Below are 23,233 nucleotides of genomic sequence, written 5' to 3' on the forward strand. Positions count from 1 at the left end.
TGGCGATCACGTTGACGCCAACAGCCCCGGCTGGTCAGAAGACCGGCCGGGGCTGTTGGCACAGGAACTAGCTGGAAACCAGCTGGTGCGCTATGCGGAGATCTGGCGCAGAACGTACTGCAGGATGCCACCGTTGCGGTAGTAGTCCGCTTCACCCGGGGTATCGATGCGCAGAACGGCGTCAAAGGACTTGGCGGTGCCGTCCTCAGCCGTAGCGGTCACCTTGAGCGTTTTCGGCGTGGTGCCGTTGTTCAGCTCGGTGACGCCTTCGACTGCGAACGTTTCCGTACCGGTCAGGCCCAGTGTTGCTGCCGACTCGCCGGCGGGGTACTGCAGCGGAAGGACGCCCATGCCGATCAGGTTGGAGCGGTGGATGCGCTCGTAGCTTTCAGCGACGACGGCCTTGACGCCCAGGAGCGCCGTGCCCTTGGCGGCCCAGTCACGCGATGAACCGGAACCGTATTCCTTGCCGGCCAGGACCACCAGCGGCGTTCCCGCGGCCTGGTAATTCTGCGCGGCGTCGTAGACGTAGGCCTGCGGTGCACTTTCCTGGCTGAAGTCGCGGGTGAAGCCACCTTCGACGCCGTCCAGGAGCTGGTTCTTGATGCGGATGTTGGCGAAGGTACCGCGGATCATGACTTCATGGTTTCCACGGCGTGAACCGTAGGAGTTGAAGTCCTTGCGCTCCACACCGTTGGCCAGCAGGTACTGGCCAGCCGGGGTGTCCGACTTGAACGAGCCTGCCGGGGAGATGTGGTCCGTAGTGACGGAGTCGCCAAGCTTCAGGAGCACGCGGGCACCTGAAATGTCCTCGACGGGATCCGGCTGCGCCTTCATGCCCTCGAAGTATGGGGGCTTCCGCACGTACGTGGAGTCCTCGGCCCAGGCGAAGGTGTCACCGGCGGGGGTATCGAGTGCCTTCCAGCGGTCGTCGCCGTCGAAGACGCCCTCGTAGCCCTTGGCGAACATGGCCTCGTCGATGGAGGAGTCGATGACTTCCTGCACCTCGATGGGGTTCGGCCAGATGTCCTTCAGGAAGACTTCGTTGCCTTCGGAGTCGGTGCCCAGGGCATCGGTGTCGAAGTCGAAGTCCATGGAACCTGCCAGGGCGTAGGCGATGACCAACGGCGGCGAGGCCAGGTAGTTCATCTTCACGTCCGGGTTGATACGGCCTTCGAAGTTCCGGTTGCCCGAGAGGACTGCCGTCACGGAGAGGTCGTTGGCCTGGATTGCCTCGGAGATTTCCGGCTCAAGCGGGCCGGAGTTGCCGATGCAGGTGGCGCAACCGTAACCCACGATGTAGAAACCGAGCTTCTCCAGGTACGGGGTCAGGCCGGACTTTTCGTAGTAGTCGGTGACTACCTTGGAGCCGGGGGCTACGGAAGTCTTGACCCACGGCTTGGAGGTGAGGCCCTTGTCCACGGCGTTGCGTGCCAGGAGGGCAGCAGCCAGCATGACGGAGGGGTTGGACGTGTTGGTGCAGGAGGTGATCGAGGCGATCGACACTGCACCGTGGTCCAACTCAAATTCGCGGCCATCGGCGGTCTTGACGTGCACCGGCGAGGACGGGCGTCCGTGCGCACCGTTGGCGGCCGACGCAACGCGTGCGGTCTCCGTGGTGTGCGAGTCGGCGTGCGTGAAGGACGGCGAATCGGATGCGGGGAAGGACTCATCCAGGGACTCGTCCACGCTGCCGTCTTCGATGGAGACGTAGTTGTGGATGTCCTTGCGGAACTGCTCCTTGGCATCGGTGAGCTCGATGCGGTCCTGGGGACGCTTCGGGCCGGAGATGGACGGAACAACCGTGGACAGGTCCAACTCGAGGAATTCGGAGAAGCGCAGTTCGCGGGAAGGATCGTGCCAGAGGCCCTGTTCCTTGCTGTACGCCTCGACGAGTGCGACGTTCTCCTGTGAGCGGCCAGTGAGGCGCAAGTAGTCCAGGGTGACGTCGTCGATCGGGAACATTGCGGCCGTGGAACCGAATTCGGGGCTCATGTTGCCGATGGTGGCGCGGTTGGCCAACGGCACGGCAGCAACGCCTTCACCGTAGAACTCAACGAACTTGCCAACAACACCGTGCTTGCGCAGCATTTCGGTGATGGTCAGGACGACGTCGGTGGCGGTAGCGCCGGCCGGGATGCTGCCCTTGAGCTTGAAGCCCACAACGCGGGGGATCAGCATGGAGACCGGCTGGCCGAGCATTGCTGCCTCGGCTTCGATGCCGCCGACGCCCCAACCCAGGATGCCCAGGCCGTTGACCATGGTGGTGTGCGAGTCGGTACCAACGCAGGTGTCGGGGTAGGCACGGACAACGCCGTCTACCTCTCGGGTCATGACGGTGCGTGCCAGGTACTCGATGTTGACCTGGTGGACGATGCCGGTTCCCGGGGGGACAACCTTGAAGTCGTCGAACGCGGTCTGGCCCCAGCGAAGGAACTGGTAGCGCTCACCATTGCGCTGGTATTCGATCTCCATGTTGCGCTCCAGTGCGCCGGAGTTACCGAAGGCGTCGATCTGGACGGAGTGGTCGATGACCATTTCTGCAGGCGCCAAGGGGTTGACGCGCTTGGGATCGCCGCCGAGCTCCTTGACTGCTTCGCGCATGGTGGCAAGGTCAACAACGCAAGGAACGCCGGTGAAGTCCTGCATGATGACGCGGGCGGGGGTGAACTGGATTTCCGTGTCGGGCTCCGCATTGGGATCCCAACCGGCCAGGGCGCGGACATGGTCCGCCGTAATATTGGCGCCATCCTCAGTCCGCAGGAGGTTTTCAAGCAATACCTTAAGGCTGAACGGAAGGCTGTCTGCGCCCTCTACGGAGTTCAACCGGAAAATTTCATAATCGGTGCCGGCTACATTCAGTACGCCTTTGGAACCGAAGCTGTCCACAGTGCTCATGGCAGGACTCCTCTCGCAACAGTTTCATCTTTGTCGCGTGGTTGGCCGCTAGCCAGTTAGGCGCACCTTACTTAGCCGGGCGGCATCTCTCTTGGTCACCCCGGTCCGCGGCGTTGATTCCTGCGGAGCGGGACTACTACGCCCATCGTAGTGGCATACCTCCAAAGAGGGGCATGCAGCCGCCAAAACCGGTGCCGCCCGCTGCACTCCGCGGGCGGGCGACACCCGGGTTACGAGGAGGGGACTATGAGGCCCACGGTTTCAAGGTGGTGGGTGTTCGGGTAGAGATCGAACGCGCGTAGCGCCTCCAGCCGCCAACCACCCTGGTGGAAGTAACCCAGATCACGCGCAAAGGAGGCGGGATCGCAGGACACATAGGCGATTGCACGGGGCCCGGTGGCCATCAATTGCTTGACCACGGCTTTCCCGGCACCGGCGCGGGGCGGATCCAGCACCAGGGAGTCAAAGCTTCGGGCGCGCTGGTGGAGGACACGCTCCACGCGTCCTTGGACGATTTCCACCTGCGGTTCACCGTGCAGGTTTTTGCGGGCGTCACGGCTGGTTCCGGGAGCACCTTCCACCGAAAGTACCGAGCCGGTAACCCCGACGGCGTCGGCCAGGGGGGCCGTAAACAGCCCGGCACCGGCGTAGAGGTCAGCTACTGCCGCGCCGGGCTGCAAGTACCCACCGTTGGAAAGATAGTCCGTCACAGCGCCCACCAGCGTGTCCGGTGCGTCCTTGTGGATCTGCCAGAAACCTTCACCTGTGACACGGTATTCGTGGCCGGCGGCGGACTCCTGCACCCAGGTCCTCCCCCGCAGCTGCAGGACTTCTCCCTTGCTGGGGTCGAAGCTGGCTACCGACACGTCATGCGGCAGCTGCGACAAAATGCTGTGAATCCTCTTGGGGCTTGTGCCCTCCTCCGGCGCCAGCAGAATCAGGGGCCGCGTACCGTTGGCAGGAACAGCAACCTCAATGCGGGCGATGCCTGACAGATCAAGATCCCAGAGCTTCAGTTCATTGAGTCCCGGGAGTGCCAACGGCATCTCCTTGATGGGAAGCACGACGTCGGAACGATGCGCATGCATGCCCAACCGTCCTTTGGGGGTCACCGCGAAGCTGGCGCGCGTGCGCCAGCCGAGGCCGCCGTCGTGGTTGTCCCCAACGGCTTCCACCTCGGTGGCGAGGTCCAAACCGGCGAGCCGCTTGAGCTGTTCGGCCAAAACTTCTGCCTTCAGGGTCCGTTGCCGCTGCAGCGAAATGTGCCCAAGCTCGGCACCGCCAACCGGCGGCCCACCATGGCTCCATGCGGACAGTGAGTCGGCGGGCTTCCAGAAATGCGGAACCCGATCGGCAGAAGGCTCAAGGACCTCGACGACGTCGGCGCGCCAGAAGCTTGATGAGTCGCCGGAGTCGGTCAACCGGATGCGGACCTTCTCGCCTGGAATGGCGTGCCGGACGAAGATGACGCGCCCTTCGTGGCGTGCGACGAAGTGCCCGCCGTGCGCAATGGCACCAATGTCTACGACAAGTTCAGTACCTGCTCCAGCTTGATTTTCGTTGGCGTGCGGTCCGGCTTGGGGGGAAGTGCGGTGGGAGGTCATTTAGGTATCCTGCAGTGCCTTTGCTTCTTCGGACGACTTCAGCTGCCACGGAACGCTGGCAACCATGACTCCAGGTTCAAAGTGGAGCCTCGTCTTGATTCTGAGTGCTGTCTGGTTGTGGACCAGTTGTTCCCACCACTTACCCACCACATATTCGGGAATGTAGACCACGATCAAGTCCCGCGGTGAGTCGCGGCGCATGTTCTTGACGTAGTCCATGATGGGGGTGACGGTCTCGCGGTAAGGGCTGGCCAGGACAGTCAGGGGAACCGGAATCTCCAGTTTCTCCCAGTCCCGGACGGTGTGCTCCGTCTCCTCGGTATTGATGTCGACTGTTATCGCGTCAAGGCGCGAGGGCCGTGACGCCCTGGCGTAAGCCAATGCCCTGAGGACCGGCTTGCGGACGTGTGAAACAAGCAGCACCGCGTGGACACGCGTGGGCAACGCGCGCGGCGACGAGTCCTCGTCCACCGCCAGTTCCCTGGCCACGTTGTCATAGTGGGCCCGGATGCTCCACATGATGAGGAACAAAACAAACATGGCGAGCAAAGCGATCCAGGCACCCTGCTCGAATTTGGTGATCAGGACGATGACCAGGACCAGCGCCGTCATGCCAAAGCCGACCATGTTGATGGTGCGCGACTTGAAAATCCTCCGGCGCACAGCCTTGTCCCTGGCCAGTTTCAATTCGCGGCCCCAGTGCCGCACCATGCCGAGCTGACTGGCCGTGAAGGAGATGAAAACGCCCACGATGTACAACTGGATCAGCTTGGTGACATCTGCGTTGAAGGACAGGATTAGGACCAGCGCGCCTGCGGCCAAGGCCAGGACGCCATTGCTGAACGCGAGCCTGTCGCCACGGGTTCGGAGTTGGCGCGGGAGGTAGCCGTCCTGGGCAAGTATGGAGCCAAGCACGGGGAATCCGTTGAAGGCCGTATTCGAGGCAAACACCAAGATCACACCCGTTGCTGCCACCACGATGTAGAACGGAATGGATCCCGCCCCGAAGATGGTGTCGGCAATCTGGCTGATGGCGGGATTCTGGATGTAGCCCTCCGGCAGCGGCTTGCCGTCCACCAGGAACTCTGTCGCGGGGTCCAGGACGATGTGCACTTTGGTGGCATTGGCAAGGAAGAGAATGCCGGCCAACATTGCCGCTGCGATCGCCCCGAGCAGCAGCAAAGTTGTGGCCGCGTTTTTACTCTTGGGCTTCTGGAAGTTTGGCACGCCATTACTGATGGCTTCGACGCCGGTCAGGGCGGCAGCGCCCGAGGAGAACGCCCGAAGCAGGAGGAAAGCTCCCGCCAGTCCAACCAGGCCCTCATCAAAGCCGGACTGCGGGACGATGGTGAAGTTTGCCGATTGCGCCTCCCCCAGTTGACCAGTGACAAACTGGAAAATTCCCACGGCGGTCATGCCCAGGATCGAAGCCATGAAAATGTAGGTGGGCACAGCAAAGACCGAGCCCGCTTCCTTGATTCCGCGAAGGTTAACCAACGCCAGGATCACGACGCCGATAGTGGCAATGAGAGCCTGCTGTCCGTGCAGCGAAGGAATAGCCGTGGTGACATAGGCTGCCGCGGACGACATGGACACCGCAACCGTCAGGACATAGTCCACAAGGAGGGCCGAAGCCACAGTGAGGCCGGCGTACTTGCCCAGGTTGACGTTCGCAATCTCGTAGTCACCGCCGCCGGACGGATACGCGTGGACGTTCTGGCGGTAGGACGCCACCACTGTGAGCAAAACCACCATGACGGCGAGGCCAACAAGCGGCGAGAAAGCCACAGCACTAACGCCGGCAAGGGCGAGTGTCAGGAGGATTTCGTCAGGGGCATAGGCTACCGAGGACAAGGCATCCGAGGCGAAGATCGGCAAAGCAATGCGTTTGGGCAACAAGGTGTGGGACAGGCGGTCATTCCTGACTGGCCGGCCCACCAACACCCGCTTCGCGGCATTCAGAATTGTCAGCACTCCGCAAAGCTACTCTGAATCCCCAGCGATGTCATGACGGTTGTCGCAGGCCAACCCACGCCGCAACGGTAAAGTCATACCGAGCGGGACTGACAACACACATAAAGGAGACATGGTGGCTCACTTCGTGATCATGGGCTGCGGCCGTGTTGGCGCAACCCTGGCGCACACTTTGGAGGATGCAGGCCACTCGGTCGCCATCATCGACCAGGACGAGCGGGCCTTCCGCCGGTTGCGCAACACCTTTACCGGGCGCAAGGTCACCGGCGTCGGCTTCGACCGGGACACCCTCAAGCAGGCGGGCGTGGAAGAGGCATACGCCTTCGCGGCCGTCTCCAGTGGCGACAACTCGAACATTTTGGCCACGCGCGTAGCCCGCGAGACATTTCATGTTGCCCATGTGGTGGCACGGATCTACGATCCCGGACGCGCCGAGATCTATCAGCGCCTTGGTATCCCCACAGTGGCGGCCGTCCGTTGGAGCGCCGACCAGGTCCTCCGCCGCATACTTCCCGAGCAGCATTTGGCCGGCGACTACCGCGAGCCATCAGGCCGCTTGGTCTTGGCCGAAGTGGACCTGCACGAAGACTGGATCGGGCACAGCCTCAGCTCCATCGAGGCAGCCTCGGGAATCCGCATCGCCTTCCTCACCCGGTTCGGTGAAGGCCTGCTGCCCCAAGCCGGCACGGCATACCAGGAGGGCGACACTGTCCACGCGATGCTGAGCCTGGACCGAACGTCCGAGATCAGCCGGATCCTCGCCAAAGCACCCGCCAAGGAGTATTAGTGAAAGTTGTCATCGTTGGCGCAGGAAGCGTCGGCTCGTCCATTGCGCGTGAGCTTCTTGCCCACAAGCACCAGATCCTCCTCATCGACCTTAAGCCCGAGGTCATTGGCCGCAGCGGGCTGCGGGGCGCACGTTGGCTGGTGGGCGACGCCTGCGAACTCAGCACCCTGCAGGACGCAAAACTCGAGGACGCCGACGTCGTGGTTTCCGCCACTGGCGACGACAAAGTCAATTTGGTGGTGTCGCTGCTTGCCAAGACGGAATTCGGCGTGGGACGCACCGTTGGGCGCGTGAACAACCCCAAAAACGACTGGATGTTCAATGATTCCTGGGGCGTCGACGTCGCCGTTAACACCCCGCAGCTCATGACGGCGCTCGTGGAAGAGGCCGTTGAAATCGGCGACATCGTTCGCCTGCTGACGTTGCAGACAGGGGTGGCCTCGATCGTGGAATTCACCGTTCCGCATGATTCGCACGTCATCGGCAGCACCGTGGGTGGCATCGACTGGCCGGAGGACGCCACCTTGGTTGCGATCCTGCGCGACCAGGCGCCGATCACCCCCACCCGCGATGATGTGCTTGACGGTGGTGACGAACTCTTCTTCGTCACCACCATCGCAGCCGAGGACGGACTGCGGGCACTCTTGTCACCGGCTTCCGACGACGGCCAGGAACCTCGTGAGGGCGCCTTGGAAGCTGCCGATCAGTCCGCTGAGGACGACGGCTTCGACGGCTGAGGGGCTGGCTTGGTTACCAACCAGGCAACCCAGAGCCCCAGGATGTACAGCGGGGCGCCCATCAGGAGCCTGGTGGTTGCCAACGCTGTCAGGCCAGGCTCGCCCATGAAGTACAACGGCACCTGGACCACCAGGCGCAATGCCAGCACCGCCACGACGATCCACGTGCCCAGTTTGTAAGCCCGGAGACGATCCTGGTCCTTACGCCACTCCAGTCCTTCGTTGCGCACGAAGCCGAAGAGCAGACCTGCAATGGGCCATTTGAGCGCGATGGACAGAACCATGGCGGCTATGTAGGCGATGTTCGTGAAGAATCCGAGGACATAGAAGTCTTCGGCCTTGCCCGTGGTGTTGGCCAGCCAAGCAGAAATTCCGACCCCCACCACGCCGGCAAGCGCTTGGGTCAGGGGGCGCCGCTGGATCAGCCGGACCACTGTGAAGACTGCCGCAGCGGCCAAAGCAGAAACCAAGGCAGGTGTCAGGTCCCGGGTGACGGTGAAAGCCACCAGGAAAACCAAGCCCGGGAGGATACTCTCGGCAATGCCTTGCCATCCGCCAGCTGACTTCAGCATGTCCACGTGGCCCGCGCTGTTCCTGTGGAGGCCGGCCTTTTTGGCGTACCCTGCGGCGAGGTCGGATACGCTCGGGCCTTCCACACCGGGTTTTGCGGCGTCATTCCGAGGTGCTGCTTGATTTTCGGGAACAGCGTCCCCGGTTTTCTTCGGTTCTGATCCGTTGGCCACGGTCATAGGTGCTCCTGACGGGAAAGTATTTCGTAGCGTGGATTGAACATGGCCGGCAGTCCGTCGACTTGTGTCACCATGCCGTTCAGGCGAAGCTGCACGCCGGCTTCGATACCTGGAACCCGCAACCTGCCCAGCCAGATGACACGAAGGCGGTCATATGGCTTCCTGGCTCCCCCGGCAGCCGGTTGGGTTCCGGGCCTCAAGGCATCGACAACCACAGCCGAGAAGAAAGGCTGTTCACTGGGCGGCTGGTGCGTCACCGACTCGATGAAGCCGGTGCATACCGCCCGGCCCCGCGCTGGAAGATCACGCACTCCGTCGGCTTGGGGCCGTCGATCGGCTGCCCCGTTGCGGCCTGGAGCGTCAGCCAATCTGGGTGATCTCCGGCCCTCGCTCCGGCTGCTCCATCGCGGGGGCGCCTTGCGGGGCGCCGGCCTGCCCGGGCACGGCAGCGTCCTTGGGCAGGCGCAGCTGGAGAAGTTCGCGGGGCGGCATCGGGTTGTCGCCACGGACAACCACCACGCGGCGGAAAAGCTCTTCCAGCCCCATTGCGGCCTCGCGTTCCAGGGCAGCCGGCCCACCAAGGACACCACGGAGGAACCAACGCGGCCCGTCGACACCCATAAAGCGGGCAGCCCGGAAGCCGCGGCTGCCATCAGCGGCTTCGGCAGGCAGCTTGGCGACGAGTTCCGTACCGAAGGCACCGGAAATTTCTTCCGTTTCCCCACCCTGGCTCGCCACGGACTGGGTGATCTGTTCCCGGATCTCGTCCCACAGGCCTTCGGAGCGGGGAGCTGCAAAAGCCTGGAGCTGCAGGCTGGAACCGCTAAGGTCCATGGTCACTGCCACCACGCGTTGGGTGGCTTCTTCCACTTCAAGCCTCAGTTGGAGACCTTCGGCCGGTGCGATCAGGAGCGCACCGAGGTCGACGTAGCCGTCATGGTCCTCGATCTCGTCTATGTCCAAAGGGCCTTTGGCAAGCCGGAAGTCACCAGGCGTGCCGGCCTGGCCTGATTCCGGACCTTGTGCCTCAACACCTGATTCCTCGACGGTGCCGGCGGTTTCCGACCGATCGTCCTTGGACTTCTTGCCGCGCCCAAAAAGCATTGGGTTTTCTCCTTAGTAGTGGTCTATCCCCAAGTAAACCGCAACCACGTTAAACCGCGATAAACCACGCCATTGCGTCAAGCGGTAGCCTGCGACTCGCGGCAGGTTCAGCAGTTTGCCTAGGCCTTGGGGGCGTTAAAGCCGCCAGTGGACCCGAAGCCGCCGGTTCCCCGAACAGAATCGGACAGTTGGTCAACGGTCACGAAACGCGCGTATTCGACGCGCTGAATCACCATTTGTGCAATTCTATCGCCGCGTTTGAGGTCAATGGCATGGTTTCGGTCGGTGTTCAGCAGCGTGACTGCGATTTCGCCACGGTAGCCGGCGTCCACAGTGCCGGGTGCGTTGACAACGGTAAGTCCATGCTTGGTGGCCAGGCCGGAACGGGGGTGAATGAGGGCCACAAATCCGTCCGGCAGCGCGATGGAGACGCCAGTGGGAACGAGCTTCCGCTCACCGGGGGCAAGGTGCACGTCCACGCGGGCCCGGAGGTCGGCGCCGGCATCACCTGGGTGCGCGTAGGACGGGACTTCCAAACCGGCGTCGAGCATTTTCAGCTGCACGTCCAAAGTGGGGGCGCCGTAGGCTGCGGGTGTGTCACCGGCCTCCGCGGCTGAAGGGGCGGCGTCTGTACTGAATACTGCGGTCTCATTGCTCACAGTGGTCCATTCTACGGGGAGCGGTCACCAGCAGGACCGCCCATGTCAGCGCCCAGCCCTGACCCTGGGCGCCGCGGCAGTCCACGGCCCGATAAGCTGGAGGCATGCCTACGCCTGACCAGTCCTCCCCTGTGCCTGCCCGGAACACCCCCTCAGCCTCAGAGGTCCTGTACACAGAGAAACTGTGGCCGTCAGTGTGGATCTGGGTTGTGGTGGTAGGCCTTTCGGGCGCCGGCGTCCTGATGTTTGGCCCCATCAGTGCAGCCACCGGTATCATCGCCGCCCTGGTCCTGCTGGCCATCATGACCATCATGTTGGTGCTCTCCACGCCCACCATCACCGTCACCGCCGACGCTGTAAGGGTGGGCCGGGCGAGCATCGACCGCAAATTCGTAGGCTCCGTCCAGGCCTTCAAGAAGGAGGAAGCTACAGCTGAGCGGGGCCCGCGCCTCAATGGACTGGCCTACATGTGCTTCCGTGGCTGGATTGACCCTGTGGTCAAGATTGAGATCACGGACCCAGCTGACCGCACTCCGTACTGGCTTGCGTCGTCCCGCCGGCCCGATGAGCTTGTCACCGCCCTGAGCGCCCCTCGGGACTAACACCGGCCAGGAAACTTCCCGTGCGGCCTAGCTCTCGCACTCCTTGCAATACAGGTGGCCGCCCCGCTCTGTAGCGATCTGGGACCTGTGCTTGACAAGGAAACAGTTGAAGCAGGTGAATTCGTCCGCCTGCGGTGGCATGACCTGGATAAGGAGCTCTTCTCCGGAGAGATCCGCTCCCGGCAGTTCGAAGCCGTCAGCCAGTTCCGTCTCATCGACGTCCACCGCGGAGGATTGCTTCCCCGACTGGCGCGTCTTAAGTTCCTCGAGGGAGTCCTCGCTGACGTCTTCCTCGGTCTTTCGCGGGGCATCGTAATCGGTGGCCATGGTCCTTCCTCGTCCTCCATACATGCTGTGGGTGGGATACCTGCTCCGGGCGGGTCCCGGCGGTACAACCTCCGCCGGTGTAAGGGTGCAACGCCGGACGCCCCGGATTTGTGCCCGATATCGGCCAGATTGTCCTCCCACGGTTCGAAAAAGTCCATAGTCCCTGTCTTGGCCCGAAAGTACTCCGGATCACACCGCTTTCACCGGAATATCACGGCACGCCCTCGTTCCTAGTAGGAAAACACCCCGGCGGGTGGCAGAGTTTCGAATGTCAGTTATGCCATGTGGTGGAGGGTGTTATGCAGGATCTACGACTGGTAGGCGTCCACGACGACGGCGGGCATCTGCTATTGAGCGGCCCCGGCGGTGCGATGTTCCAGCTTCCGATCGACGAGGCTTTGAGGGCCGCGGCGAGCCGGACCCCTGCCCAGGTGGCGGCCCGCGCGTCAAACACACCCATCGCCATGTCTCCCAGAGATATCCAGTCGAGGATCCGCAGCGGAGCTACGGCTGCAGAAGTCGCGGAACTGTCAGGCCTCCCCCTCGCCAACGTCCAGCGTTACGAAGGCCCTGTCCTCGCGGAACGTGAGTACGTGGCCCGCCAAGCCCGGAACATCGAAGTTGCATCCCCTGCCCCCGGCCACGACATCTATCGCTCGGCTTTCGGCGACAACCCCGCCACCTTGGGCGAAATGGTGGACCACAGGCTCGCTGCCCACGGTATCGATTCCTCCACGGTCGAATGGGACTCGTGGCGCCGCCCAGACGGTTCCTGGACCGTCGTCGCACGCTTCGAAACCGTACCTGGCACCCACGGGAGCATCGGCGAGGAACCTCCCGCCATGTGGACCTTCAGCCCGCAGCGCAAGTCATTGCAGAACGCCAACCGCTGGGCCCAGCAACTCAGTGAACTCGAGCCGTTGGATGGACCTGTCCCAGCCCGCAGGCTCGCGGCCGTCTCGGACCGGCCTTTCGACTTTGAATCGGATGCCGAAACGGCCGCCCGCGCCTCGGCGAAAGAATCGGACAGCCTCCTGGAAATGCTCCGTTCGCGCCGCGGCCAGCGCTTGGGCGTGGACGAGGATGCGGACGACGCCCTCGCTGTCCTGCTGAGCAATGTTCCCGCCGCCCACCCGCGGCCGGGCGAGGAACTTGATGAAAACCACGAGGAAACCGCCGCCGCAGACCCCGAACCGGCCACGCCTGTTGCAGAAGAAACACCTCGCAAGGACGGGCGGCCGTCCATGTTGTCCCGGCTGAGCTTGGCGCCCCGGCACTTCGAGTCACACGATACTGACGACGACGATTCGCTGAAGCTCCACGACGGCGTCAGCACGGAGACCCGCGAAATCACGGTGGTAGCCAGCCCGCTTCGTCCGGTCACGTCCCTGTCAGGCCGCAAGCCCGCCGGGCTTGACGAACTCCTGGGTGGCGGCAGCGCCCCCCGCGCCGAGGGTGAACCCGTGCGCGAAGAATCCTTGCCGGAAAGCCACAAGGACGGCACATCGGCGGATGAGTCCAAGGACTCCGACGTTTCCAAGGACATTGACGCACCTGCAGAACGTCAGCCTTCAAGGCCAAAGAGGTCCAGCATCCCCAGCTGGGACGAGATCGTTTTCGGAGCCCGCGGAGACTAGCTGGAGGCTTGGCTGCGGTGGAGCTCCCCCGCACCGGGCCATAGACAGGCATCAATGTCGAACGGCAGCGGCTGGTCTGCTCCGGCCATCAGGTTGGCTCCGTGCGCCGTGACGCGACGCATGTAGTGGCGGCGGCACAACGTCTCATAGCCCACGACGGTCTCATCTCCCACGGCACCCGTATCCGGGATCTCGGAGGCTTCGTCGTCGTCGGCAGCGGAAGCTACGTCCCCCACCATCACCTGCTCGCCTTCCACCACCATGATGCCGTTCAACGTACGCGCGTTCTGCGTTGCCCTGCGGCCACACCAGCAGAGTGCTTCCACCTGAAGCACCTGGACTTTGTCGGCGAGCTCAATCAGCCGCTGCGAGCCAGGGAACAGCCTGGTGCGGAAGTCGGACGTGATGCCAAATGCGAAGACATCCACTTCCATCTCATCCACCACGCGGGCCAGCTGCTCCACTTGGGCGGGCGAATAGAACTGTGCTTCATCGCAAATGAGGTAGTCCACGCGGAGTCCGCTGGTGCGGCGGACCACCACTTCGTCCCAAAAATCAGTGCAGCGCTCAACCTCAACGGCGTCGGTTTGCAGGCCGAGCCTGCTGGAGATCGTCGAGTCCCCGGCACGGTCGTTGCAGCTGAAGCGAACCCCTCCCCGGCCCCTTGCACGGTGGTTGTGGTCCATCTGAAGGGCCAGGGTGGACTTGCCGCAGTCCATGGTGCCTGAGAAGAAAACCAGTTCAGCCACGTTTGCCCTTCTTTCCTACGGCCTTTCCTGCGGCGGCGAAGCACAGCAAGGGAACTTCGCGTTCGGCCTTGGTCAACGAGCCATGTTGCCCCACTACCTCCAGCGATGTGGGCCGGGCACGGCGGGTGTCATAGAGCGCCAAGGTGTCGCGGGCGGCGATCATGACGTCGCCGATGCGGGGTGCCACTTCCGGGCGGACCGCACCGAATAATCCGGCGCCCACAGCCTGGTCCCGGGTGAAGGCCCAGATCCGTTCACCGAAACGACGGCGCCAAGCGGCGATGAGGTCTACGCGGTGTGCCGCTGTGGCGTCCGGTTCAAGGTAAAGATGTACCATGCGTGGCTCGCCGGCGGTGTGCCGGACTCCGGCCACCAGCGATTCGTCAGCGGAGTAGTCGATCCGCTGGGATTCGGGAACATCCAGCATGCCGTGGTCACCAGTGAGAAGGATGGTGGTGCCCGCCGGCAACGTTGCGGACAGCCTCTTCACGGTGGAGTCGAGTTCTTCGAGTTGGTGTTCCCACCGATCCGACTGGCAGCCGTAGCGGTGGCCGGCTTTGTCCAGCTCATTGACGTAGAAATACATCAGGGAACGGCCTCCGCCGGACATTGCTTCCGCGGCCGCGGCCGTCCGGGCATGCAGCGTGGTGCCGCCAACAAAGCGGCTCCCCCGCAGGGCGGCTTGCGTCATGGGTGAGTTGCCGAACTGCGGCAGGCTGACCGTCACGACGTCCAGTTCTGCAGCGAGGCGTTCAAAGATGGTCGCATGGGGCTGCCATTCCACCGGGTCCACCTGTGAATCCCAATTTCCGAGGAGGTTGACTACCTTGTCCTGCGCCGGATCAAGGACGTCATACCCCACCATCCCATGTTGTCCGGCTGGCAAACCCGTGCCCAGGCTCGCGAGGGACGCGGCCGTTGTGCTGGGGAACGCCGAGTCAATCCAGTGCGGGATGTTGCGTTGCCCGTCGGCGAGAACCGAGCGGAGGAATGGCGTGTGGGAAGCCTTCGACTTGAGAAGGCTCCGGCCCAACCCATCGGCCAGGACAACACAGACGCGCTGCGATGACGGCAACTGGAGGTGATTGGTGAAGCCGGGCACGCCGAGCGCTGCAGCGGAACTCGTGAAGACTTCCGCGATGGATTTGCTCCCGAAAAGCGGTGCCGAGGGAACATCGGCTGCAAACGCACTCCCGGATGACGCGTCTCCGTGATCCTGTGCGGTTTCCCTCAACGCTGGTGTCCGCGGCTCAGGCGGTTGCTGAAGACGCCGGAACGCGGCCGTGGAGCGGGGATGCTGGAGTGCTGGACAGGCGTGGGATTACCTGTGTTGACGGCACGCAGGGCGCGGGCGAAAAGCTTGGCGTCCTGGACCGCCTGCAGTCCATCTGCTTCGGCGCTGATGCGCAGCACAATGTCTTCCTGGGCGATCGTTCCGCTGTAGCCGTGGTCGGCCTCGCATTGGGGGTCTCCGCAACTGGCCGGGCCCATGTCCAGACGCTGTCCGCCGGACCATGCGATGGAGACGGTGAGTTCCCGGACAGGATCGGAGGGCTTGTAGTCCTGGGGCTGGGAGTACATGTAGCTCAGGACCACCGAGCGGATCTGGGCCACCGGAACGGACTCCGTGGAAATCTGCGCGACGATCTGCTCGCCGGCTTCATCCAACTGCTGGTCGTCAACATGGGTGATCACCAACATGTCTTCGGTGAGCACAAGCACAGTGATATGCCTGCGGACCTCGGCGCGGTCGAAGTGTGTCTCCAGATGGACCAGGTGCGAAAGGCACTCCCGGCCGTCCAGGGCGTCGTCTACGACGTCGGCCACCAACCGCGGGTAAAACCCTGCCTGCTGCAGCGCCTGGTCCAGGCTCTGCCCCTGCGAGCTGTGGTTATGCGCTGTGTGGTGCCCGGTGTTGGACGGGCGTGATTGAGGCGTCGGAGACTGGGTGCTCATTCCCCCATTTTCACAGATCGCTTGGTGACTTCCTAACCGCCCGCTCCGCCCTGTGGCTAACTTCGCATGGCACGGCGAGCGCTGTCAGTACGCTGCGCGGCATTGCCGATCCAGACCTCGGCGCCGAGGATCGTAGCGCCCGAGGGACCGGCGAGGACAGGATTGAATTCCACCAGCGCGATTCCCGGGTGGTCATCCTTCAGCTTGGCGAGCCTGGACGCGATGTCCTCCAAGGCGGCCACGTCCACGGCAGGCAGCCCTTGGTAACCGAACAGCTTCCGGGAGGCCCTCGGCGAACGGATGACGTCATGCAGGTCCGCAGCCGAGAGCGGCGGCACCCGGTGGGCCCAGTCGTCCAAAAGGTTTACTGCATCGCCTGCCAGTCCGAAGGAAAGCACCGGCCCCAAAAGGGGATCCTCCATGGCGCGGAAGGTGCAGGCCTGTCCCACCGGAGCCATGGCCTGAACCTCCAGCGACGGCGATCCGTAGGGTTCCAACGCGCGCCGCATCTGTGCAACGTTCTGGCGCAGCGACTCAGCGTCCTGGATGTCCAGCCGCACGCCGCCCAGGTCCAGCCGGTGCCGGAGCGCAGGATCGGTGGTTTTCAGGACCACCGGCCAGCCCACTGTGTCCGCCGCTTGCACCGCTTCTTCCGGTGTTCCGAATCCAAGCGTCGGCACCACATTGATTCCGTAACCCGCAAGGAGTGCCGCGGCAGCACCGGCGTCGAGCTTCCTGATCTTTTCGCCGGTGACACCGGCCAGCATTGCCGCCAGCGCTTCCCGGGTGCCATCCACGTCGCAGCCGTCCGGTTCGACGAACAAGCCCTGATCCCGGTCGCGCCATTGGGCGTAGCCAACAATCGCGGCCAACGCTGCCACTGCGGCGCCGGCGTTCGAGTAGCACGGAAGCAGGGGACTGCCCGCTGCACCTACCATGCCCTCCACATGCATGGAGGCGTCAAGAATCCCGGTGAAGGCAGCAACCACCGGCTTTCCGGCCTCCGCTGCACATTCCGCAAGGACACCGGCCAACGCTTCCACGGTGAGCCCGCGGGCAGGGAGAAGCGCAGCAACCACCGCGTGAACGGATTCGTCGGCGAGGCTTTGCATGAGGCTGGTCCGAAGTGCCGGGAGTGCAAGCGACATGCCGGCGTCGAGGTCAACCTCCGTCACCAAGCGGTTTACGTCCAGACCAAGGGGGCCTGCGCTGTCCGCCACCACTTTTCCGAGGGCTACCGAGTTGGAATAGACAGCGACGCCGGGGCCTTGGGGCAGCGCCTGGGATGACACGATCTGGGCGATGTCCATGAGCTGTTCAATGGTCTCGACCCGGATAACGCCGGCCTGGCGCATCATCGCATCCACCGCGGCGGCGGGCGCCTGGGTGGTGCGCACTTCATGTCCGGGTGGCAGGCTCAGGCCAGTCACGTCTGATTTGGCAACAATCACCGGCTTGCTCCGCGACAACCGGCGCGCCAGGCGGGAAAATTTACGGGGATTGCCGATGGATTCCAGATACAGGCCCACGGCGGAGGTATCGGCGTCGTCCTCCCAGTACTGCATGGCGTCGTTGCCGGAAACGTCGGCGCGGTTTCCGGCCGAGAGGAACGAGGACAATCCGAGCCGTCGGCGGCTGGCTGCCGCATAGACGGCAACGCCCACAGCGGCCGACTGGCTGAACAGGCCCAGGCTCCCCCGCGGCGGCATGGTGGGCGCCATGGATGCGTTGAGGGATACGGCCGGGTGGGTGTTCAGTATTCCGAGGGACTCCGGGCCGATTACCCTCATTCCGTTCGCCCTGGCGCGGCGCACCAACTCGTGCTGGCGCGCGAGGCCCCGCTCGCCGTCGTCGGCAAAACCGGCAGTGGCCACCACTATGCCCTTGACGCCCGCAGCAGCACAGTCGTCCACCACCTTGGGCACTTCCTCGTAGGGCACCGCGATGATGGCAAGTTGGACAGGTCCTGGAATTTCCGACAATTTTCCAAAAGAGACCATGCCTGCAAGTTCGAACGCTTCGGGGTTGACGGCGTAGACCGGGCCCCTAAAACCGCCTTCGATGATGTGTTCGAGCAATTGATACCCGACAGTCCCCCACTTGCGGCTGGCACCAATAACAGCCACCGACGACGGCGACAACAAGTCGCGCACGCTGCGAGCCTCTGCGCGGTGCTCACGGGACTCCATGACTGCCCGTGACTTCTCCGTGGGGTCGATATTGAACTCAACGCTCACCACGCCGTCGTCGAATTGCCGGGTGAGGTCATAACCGGCGTCGGCAAAGACCATCAGCATCTTCCGGTTGTCGGGAAGGACCTCGGCGGTGAACCGCCGGATGCCGTTCTCGCGGGCAGCAACTGCAAGGTGCTCAAGCAGGATGGAGCCGATCCCGCGGCCCTGGTGGGCGTCCGAAATGTTGAAGGCGACTTCGGCCTGGTCGGGATCATCCAGCCGGTCGTAGCGGCCAATACCCATGATTTCGCCGCCGATGGTAATCACGAAAGCCACGCGGTTGATGTGGTCAACTTCGGTGAAGCGCCGCACCTCCTTGCCGGAGAGCCTTGGCTTGAAAGAAAAGAACCGCATATAGATCGAAGCCTGCGATTGGCCTGCGTGGAACGCTTGCAACGCGTCGGCGTCCTCGGGCCGGATGGGGCGAAGATGGGCTGTTCCGCCATCGCGCAGCACGACATCGGCCTCCCAATATTCCGGATAAATGCCGACGCCGGGCTGATCCACCATAGGCTTAGCCTAGCTAAAACATCCGCAGTACAACTTTCAAGGATTCACCGACCCCATGGCCCGCAGCCAATCTTCCGCACGCAAAGCCGAGCCCCTCGGCGATTTCACCGAGAACATCGTCGATATTGACGTCACTTCCGAGATGGAAGGCTCCTTCCTGGAGTACGCCTACTCGGTGATATATTCGCGTGCCCTCCCGGACGCACGCGACGGACTGAAGCCTGTTCAACGGCGCATCCTGTACATGATGGCCGACATGGGCCTGCGCCCTGACCGTGGACACGTCAAGAGCGCCCGCGTTGTTGGCGAGGTCATGGGTAAGCTCCACCCGCACGGAGACGCCGCGATCTATGACGCCATGGTGCGCATGGCCCAGGACTTCTCCCTCCGCCTGCCGCTGATCGACGGCCACGGCAACTTCGGTTCACTCGACGACGGCCCGGCAGCGCCGCGTTATACCGAGGCGCGTCTGGCAGCCGCTGCGCTGACAATGACGGACCATCTGGACGAAGACGTAGTGGACTTCGTCCCCAACTACGACAACCAGCTGACCCAGCCGGACGTCCTCCCTGCCGCATTCCCCAACTTGCTGGTGAACGGCACCACCGGCATCGCGGTGGGTATGGCCACGAACATGGCGCCGCACAACCTCGTTGAGGTCATCGCCGCGGCCCGCCACTTGATTGCAAACCCGGATGCCACCCTCGAAGACATCATGAGGTTCGTCCCGGGGCCCGACCTCCCCACCGGCGGCCGCATAGTGGGCCTGGACGGAATCCGCGACGCCTACGCCACTGGCCGCGGTTCCTTCAAGACCCGCGCGAAGGTGGAGGTGGAACAGCTGTCCGCCCGCCGCACGGGCCTGGTTGTCACCGAGCTCCCCTACATGGTGGGCCCGGAAAAGGTCATCGAGAAGATCAAGGACGCCGTCAACGCCAAGAAGCTGACCGGTATCAGCGATGTCGTTGACCTAACGGACCGCAATCACGGCCTTCGTTTGGTCATCGAGCTCAAGAACGGCTTCAACCCCAACGCCGTCCTCCAGCAGCTGTACCGGTACTCGCCCATGGAAGACTCCTTCGGGATCAACAACGTGACGTTGGTGGACGGCCAGCCGCAAACGCTTGGCCTCCTGCAGTTGTTGCAGGTGTACGTCGAACACCGCCTGAACGTTGTGCGCCGCCGTACGTCCTTCCGCCTGGGCAAGAAAAAGGACCGCCTCCACCTGGTGGAGGGCCTGCTGATAGCGATCGTGGACATCGACGAGGTCATCCAGATTATCCGGTCCTCCGATGAAGCGTCGGCAGCGCGTGAGCGGCTGATGTCCATTTACGACCTCACTGAGATCCAGGCAAACTACATCCTGGAACTGCGGCTGCGGCAGCTGACCAAATACTCCCGCCTTGAGCTGGAGAAGGAGCAGGACGAACTTCGCCGCGAAATCGAGGCACTCGAAGCCATCCTCGCCTCGGATGAGCTTCTTCGTGATCTTGTATCCGGCGAGCTGGCCGTTATCGCCGAGAAGTACGGCACGCCGCGCCGCACGGTGCTCCTCGAATCCGAAGCAGTCTCCCCCACAGTGGCTGCGGCCCTCGCGGCAGCCGCCCCCGGCCCCAAGGGCAAGGCCGCTGCGCTGCCCCTCGAGATTCCGGACGACCCCTGCTGGGCTTTGCTCAGCGCTTCCGGCCAGATCGCCAGGACGTCCAACCAGGAACCGCTTGCCGAAGCAGGGCCACGGGCCAAGCATGATGTCTTCCGTTCGGTGGTCAAGACCACTGCCCGGGGCGAGATTGGCGCAGTGACCTCCCAAGGCCGCATGCTGCGCCTGCAGGTGATGGACATGCCCACGCTCCCGCCGATGTCCGGCCTGCCAAACCTCGCCGGGGGCGTGCCGGCGAAGGACTTCATCACGCTGGTCAAGGGTGAAACGCTGGTGGCGTTCGTTCCCCTGGATGCAATCCTGGCCATTGGCACCGTCCAGGGCGTCGTGAAACGTGTGCAGCCGGACTACCCGCTGAACCGCGAGGACTGGGAAATCATCGCCCTGAAGGACAAGGATTCAGTCCTCGCCGTGGAACCGGCACAAGAGGACGACGTCGATCTCGTCTTCGTGACGAGGCAGGCACAATTGCTGCGGTTCAGCGCGTCCAACGTCCGGCCGCAGGGCCGCACGGCGGGCGGCATGGCCGGCATCAAGCTGGCCGCCGGCGATGATGTGATCCACTTCGGTACCGTGCGCGCCAACGATCCTGCCGCCGTCGTGGTGACCATTGCCGGCACCATCGGCGCCCTGCCGGGCACGGCACCCGGAACGGCGAAGGTGACAGCCTTCGAGGAATATCCGGCCAAGGGCCGGGCCACCGGTGGCGTGCGCGTCCATCGATTCCTGAAGGGCGAGGACACGCTGCTGATGGCATGGGCCGGACATGGGCCCGCCAAAGCATCATCCGCGGCCGGGGTAGCCAGGGCGCTCCCGCACGAGCACGGCCGCCGGGATGGCTCGGGCGTGCCGTTGTCACAGCCGGTAGAGGCGATCGGCCCGAGCATGGCATGGACTGAGACCGCAGAGTAAGCAGCAGCGCACAGCAAAGGCCGGAGTTGGACACTCCGGCCTTTGCTGTTGCCGTGGCCTGTGAGCCACCGCGTGGGCTAGCCGGTTTGGTTGAGGCTCAGAATGTTTCCCTCGCTGTCCAGGAACCATGCTGCAGCGCTACCGTCGGGCATCGTGGCGACGCCGTCCTCAGTCTTCAATCCAGGGAAGTCGTAGTCTTCAAACGTGACCCCCTTGCCGCGGAGTTCCTCCACGGCGGCCTTGACGTCGCTGACCATCCAACCCATCTGGGTGTTCTTCGCCGACCCGGCATTCGAGGTCTGGTACAGGAAGAATCCCGTTCCATCGCCGCACCTGTATTGGAGATTGTCCTCGGCATCCGGATTTTCGGGTTCGAGTCCGAGTTTCTCGCTGTAGTACGCGCGGGCCCGGGCGATGTCCTGTGCCGGTAGGACGGCACCAACCTGCTGATCCTTGAGCATGTTTTTTCTCTTTTCCGGCTCTCCCCCCGGAACGAACTTTACTCTTGGGCGGGCAGGTAAGTAATTGGAAAACGACACCTTATTTCATGGCCTGCAGAAGGGTCTGGGACGGATCGGCTTAGACTTGCCGCATGCCGATCATCCCTGATGAAAAAGACTGGACCTGGGTACTCTCCGAACCCTGCCCCGAGTGCGGGTTCGACCCCTCCACAGTGACTCCTTCCACGGTGCCGGGCACGGTCTTGAACATGCTTCCCCGGTGGCGGGCCGTCCTTCGTCGGGAGGATGCCGCTGTGCGACCCAATGACCACACGTGGTCCACCCTGGAGTATGCCTGCCACGTCCGGGATGTCTTCAGCTTGTTTGACCAGCGCTTGAATCTGATGCTGACCGAGGATGACGCCCGGTTTGCCAACTGGGACCAGGACCAGGCCGCCATCGACGGAGAATACGGGTCAGCGGATCCCCGGACCGTGGCCGACGAACTGGAGGCCGAGGGCAAGGAGATCGCCGAGTCGTTCGCCCGTGTTGTGGAGCATGACTGGCAGCGCACCGGAACGCGGAGCAACGGATCCTCGTTCACGGTGCTGACGTTCTCCCAGTACTTCCTTCACGATGTTGTCCACCACCTTCACGACGTGGACGGTTAGGAAGCCTGGCTAGAGCATCTTCTCCCACGTCATGCTGCGGTTCACCGGCGCATAGCCCATGCCGAGGTAGAGCTCCAGAGCCCCGGTGGGGTTGGCGGAGTCCACATCCAGTGACGCCACGTCCATTCCGGCGTCGGTGTACCTCCGCATGGCGTCGGCCAGCAGCGCTTGGGCTATTCGGCGACCGCGGAAGGCGCGCCGCACACCCAGGAGTTCCGTGTAGCCTTCCTTGAATCCGCGATCGGATGCCGCATCGGGGTCGAAGCTGGTCAGCTGGTAGCCAGCCACCTCCCCCGTATCGGAGTCGAGAACCACGGCGCTGAGATCGTGCCGCGCCGTAGGCTCCTCGATGGTGAAGCGCCACGATTCCTCGTCCCTGGGCTCGCTCCCCCAGTGGTCCCTGAAAGCGTCGTTGTGCGCTTGGCGTACTGACTCAAAGAGTGTTGGATCCAGGGTCCTGAGTTCCAGCCCTGCACCCAGCGGAACTTCCGGCAGGCTTGCTGACAAGGGTCGGTGCATCTCGTTGAACCAGCGCACCGTACCGTAGCCGTGACCCAACAAAAGTGTTGCCTGCTGTTCGTGTTGCTCTTCAGTTTGGATGCGGATCCGGGGCGGGGCGGTGGTGTGCCCGGCGGCCTCGTCGGCCTGGAACCGCCTGCGGACCTGCTCTTCCTGCCACACCAGGACAGCGGAGCCGATGCCGCGTTGCTGCCATTCGGGATCAACGCACGCCATACCCGTGGCTTTGTCGCCCCTGGGGTTCTTGGAGATGCGCCCGTAAGCACGTGCCATTCCCCCGGAGTCCAGACCCAGCAGCGTGCTCGTCCGGGGCGGGTTCTTACTGGACTCAAGGATGTGGACCAGGTCGCCGCGCTTTTCGTGCCACGCAGGATGTTCGACGGCGGCAGTCCGGGCAATCAGTCCGGCCCAGTTGTCGAGGTCGTCCATGGTGGCTGGCCGCCACTGCAGTCCGGTGGCGTCGGCGTCAGGCATGGCTTGGCTTGGGGCTTCGAAAGACATGCC

Annotated in this window: 20 protein-coding genes; 6 read left to right on the forward strand and 14 right to left on the reverse strand. The window is 63.4% G+C overall.

Translation table 11 applies throughout. From position 1 onward, the window contains the following. Positions 1-90: 90 nt before the first annotated feature. The 3 genes from acnA to GVL04_RS17035 form a co-directional block, all read right to left on the reverse strand. Entirely contained in the window at positions 91-2,898 is a 2,808-nt protein-coding gene (gene acnA, locus GVL04_RS17025) for an aconitate hydratase AcnA (protein ID WP_159706730.1), read from the reverse strand. Between the two features lie 230 nt (positions 2,899-3,128). Beyond that, a complete protein-coding gene (locus GVL04_RS17030) occupies positions 3,129-4,502 on the reverse strand; it encodes a class I SAM-dependent RNA methyltransferase (RefSeq protein ID WP_159706732.1) in 1,374 nt (457 codons plus the stop codon). After that, on the reverse strand, positions 4,503-6,476 hold the full coding sequence (locus GVL04_RS17035) for an APC family permease (RefSeq protein WP_159706734.1): 1,974 nt from the start codon (positions 6,474-6,476) through the stop codon (positions 4,503-4,505). 115 nt (positions 6,477-6,591) lie between these two features. On the opposite strand from GVL04_RS17035, the gene GVL04_RS17040 reads away from it, so the two are divergent. Together GVL04_RS17040 and GVL04_RS17045 are read left to right on the forward strand one after the other, a co-directional pair. Continuing rightward, a complete protein-coding gene (locus GVL04_RS17040) occupies positions 6,592-7,263 on the forward strand; it encodes a TrkA family potassium uptake protein (RefSeq protein WP_159706806.1) in 672 nt (223 codons plus the stop codon). After that, positions 7,263-8,000: a TrkA family potassium uptake protein gene (locus GVL04_RS17045; RefSeq protein WP_159706736.1), complete on the forward strand. Its 738-nt coding sequence runs from the start codon at positions 7,263-7,265 to the stop codon at positions 7,998-8,000. Before GVL04_RS17040 ends, GVL04_RS17045 begins: the two co-directional genes overlap by 1 nt. Here the strand turns inward: GVL04_RS17045 and GVL04_RS17050 are convergent. The 4 genes from GVL04_RS17050 to dut all read right to left on the reverse strand — a co-directional run bounded on the left by GVL04_RS17050 (position 7,967) and on the right by dut (position 10,512). Beyond that, complete coding sequence (locus GVL04_RS17050; protein WP_159706738.1) at positions 7,967-8,749, reverse strand: DUF3159 domain-containing protein; 783 nt, start codon at positions 8,747-8,749, stop codon at positions 7,967-7,969. The genes GVL04_RS17045 and GVL04_RS17050 overlap by 34 nt on opposite strands. Beyond that, positions 8,746-9,060, reverse strand: a complete 315-nt coding sequence (locus GVL04_RS17055; RefSeq protein ID WP_235036333.1) for a hypothetical protein — start codon at positions 9,058-9,060, stop codon at positions 8,746-8,748. The genes GVL04_RS17050 and GVL04_RS17055 overlap by 4 nt, the downstream gene beginning before the upstream one ends. 49 nt (positions 9,061-9,109) lie before the next feature. Continuing rightward, positions 9,110-9,853, reverse strand: coding sequence for a DUF3710 domain-containing protein (locus tag GVL04_RS17060; RefSeq protein ID WP_159706740.1), 744 nt, complete (start codon positions 9,851-9,853; stop codon positions 9,110-9,112). 119 nt (positions 9,854-9,972) lie between these two features. Further along, on the reverse strand, positions 9,973-10,512 hold the full coding sequence (gene dut, locus GVL04_RS17065; protein WP_159706742.1) for a dUTP diphosphatase: 540 nt from the start codon (positions 10,510-10,512) through the stop codon (positions 9,973-9,975). A gap of 104 nt (positions 10,513-10,616) precedes the next feature. On the opposite strand from dut, the gene GVL04_RS17070 reads away from it, so the two are divergent. Next, positions 10,617-11,114: a DUF3093 domain-containing protein gene (locus tag GVL04_RS17070; protein WP_200846883.1), complete on the forward strand. Its 498-nt coding sequence runs from the start codon at positions 10,617-10,619 to the stop codon at positions 11,112-11,114. 27 nt (positions 11,115-11,141) lie between these two features. On the opposite strand, the gene GVL04_RS17075 is transcribed toward GVL04_RS17070, so the two are convergent. After that, entirely contained in the window at positions 11,142-11,441 is a 300-nt protein-coding gene (locus tag GVL04_RS17075) for a DUF4193 domain-containing protein (RefSeq protein ID WP_159706744.1), read from the reverse strand. A gap of 299 nt (positions 11,442-11,740) precedes the next feature. On the opposite strand from GVL04_RS17075, the gene sepH reads away from it, so the two are divergent. After that, positions 11,741-13,078 (forward strand): septation protein SepH, encoded by a 1,338-nt coding sequence (gene sepH, locus GVL04_RS17080; protein WP_159706746.1) that lies wholly within the window; start codon positions 11,741-11,743, stop codon positions 13,076-13,078. Here sepH and GVL04_RS17085 read toward each other — a convergent pair. The 4 genes from GVL04_RS17085 to GVL04_RS17100 are packed head-to-tail and all read right to left on the reverse strand — an operon-like array spanning position 13,075 to position 18,527. Next, positions 13,075-13,827, reverse strand: a complete 753-nt coding sequence (locus GVL04_RS17085; protein ID WP_159706748.1) for a thymidine kinase — start codon at positions 13,825-13,827, stop codon at positions 13,075-13,077. The two genes, sepH and GVL04_RS17085, sit on opposite strands and share 4 nt — an antisense overlap. Further along, positions 13,820-15,061: an alkaline phosphatase family protein gene (locus tag GVL04_RS17090; protein WP_159706750.1), complete on the reverse strand. Its 1,242-nt coding sequence runs from the start codon at positions 15,059-15,061 to the stop codon at positions 13,820-13,822. The genes GVL04_RS17085 and GVL04_RS17090 overlap by 8 nt, the downstream gene beginning before the upstream one ends. Continuing rightward, the gene (locus GVL04_RS17095; RefSeq protein ID WP_159706752.1) at positions 15,058-15,783 is read right to left on the reverse strand and encodes a DUF5998 family protein; all 726 of its coding nucleotides are present in this window, start codon (positions 15,781-15,783) and stop codon (positions 15,058-15,060) included. Before GVL04_RS17095 ends, GVL04_RS17090 begins: the two co-directional genes overlap by 4 nt. 56 nt (positions 15,784-15,839) lie before the next feature. Continuing rightward, complete coding sequence (locus GVL04_RS17100) at positions 15,840-18,527, reverse strand: bifunctional GNAT family N-acetyltransferase/acetate--CoA ligase family protein (RefSeq protein ID WP_159706754.1); 2,688 nt, start codon at positions 18,525-18,527, stop codon at positions 15,840-15,842. A gap of 55 nt (positions 18,528-18,582) precedes the next feature. Between GVL04_RS17100 and GVL04_RS17105 the strand changes: the two genes are divergently transcribed. Then, entirely contained in the window at positions 18,583-21,099 is a 2,517-nt protein-coding gene (locus GVL04_RS17105) for a DNA topoisomerase (ATP-hydrolyzing) subunit A (RefSeq protein ID WP_159706756.1), read from the forward strand. Positions 21,100-21,176: 77 nt separating this feature from the next. On the opposite strand, the gene GVL04_RS17110 is transcribed toward GVL04_RS17105, so the two are convergent. After that, positions 21,177-21,560 (reverse strand): VOC family protein, encoded by a 384-nt coding sequence (locus GVL04_RS17110; RefSeq protein ID WP_159706758.1) that lies wholly within the window; start codon positions 21,558-21,560, stop codon positions 21,177-21,179. A 131-nt stretch (positions 21,561-21,691) separates the two neighbouring features. Here GVL04_RS17110 and GVL04_RS17115 point away from each other — a divergent pair, with 131 nt between their 5' ends. Further along, positions 21,692-22,210: a DinB family protein gene (locus GVL04_RS17115; RefSeq protein ID WP_159706760.1), complete on the forward strand. Its 519-nt coding sequence runs from the start codon at positions 21,692-21,694 to the stop codon at positions 22,208-22,210. 9 nt (positions 22,211-22,219) lie between these two features. Here the strand turns inward: GVL04_RS17115 and GVL04_RS17120 are convergent, their stop codons facing one another. Continuing rightward, the gene (locus GVL04_RS17120) at positions 22,220-23,230 is read right to left on the reverse strand and encodes a GNAT family N-acetyltransferase (protein ID WP_159706762.1); all 1,011 of its coding nucleotides are present in this window, start codon (positions 23,228-23,230) and stop codon (positions 22,220-22,222) included. Positions 23,231-23,233 lie beyond the last annotated feature (3 nt).

Source organism: Arthrobacter sp. 18067 (assembly GCF_902706295.1).
Classification (GTDB): Bacteria; Actinomycetota; Actinomycetes; order Actinomycetales; family Micrococcaceae; genus Arthrobacter.

What these genes read in the sequence shown, in the direction of transcription:
- GVL04_RS17030 (WP_159706732.1), bottom strand. Translation starts at nt 4,502, where the DNA reads ATGACCTCCCACCGCACTTCCCCCCAAGCCGGACCGCACGCCAACGAA.
- GVL04_RS17120 (WP_159706762.1), bottom strand. Translation starts at nt 23,230, where the DNA reads ATGTCTTTCGAAGCCCCAAGCCAAGCCATGCCTGACGCCGACGCCACC.
- sepH (WP_159706746.1), top strand. Translation starts at nt 11,741, where the DNA reads ATGCAGGATCTACGACTGGTAGGCGTCCACGACGACGGCGGGCATCTG.
- GVL04_RS17105 (WP_159706756.1), top strand. Translation starts at nt 18,583, where the DNA reads ATGGCCCGCAGCCAATCTTCCGCACGCAAAGCCGAGCCCCTCGGCGAT.
- GVL04_RS17115 (WP_159706760.1), top strand. Translation starts at nt 21,692, where the DNA reads ATGCCGATCATCCCTGATGAAAAAGACTGGACCTGGGTACTCTCCGAA.
- acnA (WP_159706730.1), bottom strand. Translation starts at nt 2,898, where the DNA reads ATGAGCACTGTGGACAGCTTCGGTTCCAAAGGCGTACTGAATGTAGCC.
- GVL04_RS17095 (WP_159706752.1), bottom strand. Translation starts at nt 15,783, where the DNA reads ATGAGCACCCAGTCTCCGACGCCTCAATCACGCCCGTCCAACACCGGG.
- GVL04_RS17110 (WP_159706758.1), bottom strand. Translation starts at nt 21,560, where the DNA reads ATGCTCAAGGATCAGCAGGTTGGTGCCGTCCTACCGGCACAGGACATC.
- GVL04_RS17060 (WP_159706740.1), bottom strand. Translation starts at nt 9,853, where the DNA reads ATGCTTTTTGGGCGCGGCAAGAAGTCCAAGGACGATCGGTCGGAAACC.
- GVL04_RS17075 (WP_159706744.1), bottom strand. Translation starts at nt 11,441, where the DNA reads ATGGCCACCGATTACGATGCCCCGCGAAAGACCGAGGAAGACGTCAGC.
- GVL04_RS17100 (WP_159706754.1), bottom strand. Translation starts at nt 18,527, where the DNA reads ATGGTGGATCAGCCCGGCGTCGGCATTTATCCGGAATATTGGGAGGCC.
- GVL04_RS17070 (WP_200846883.1), top strand. Translation starts at nt 10,617, where the DNA reads ATGCCTACGCCTGACCAGTCCTCCCCTGTGCCTGCCCGGAACACCCCC.
- GVL04_RS17050 (WP_159706738.1), bottom strand. Translation starts at nt 8,749, where the DNA reads ATGACCGTGGCCAACGGATCAGAACCGAAGAAAACCGGGGACGCTGTT.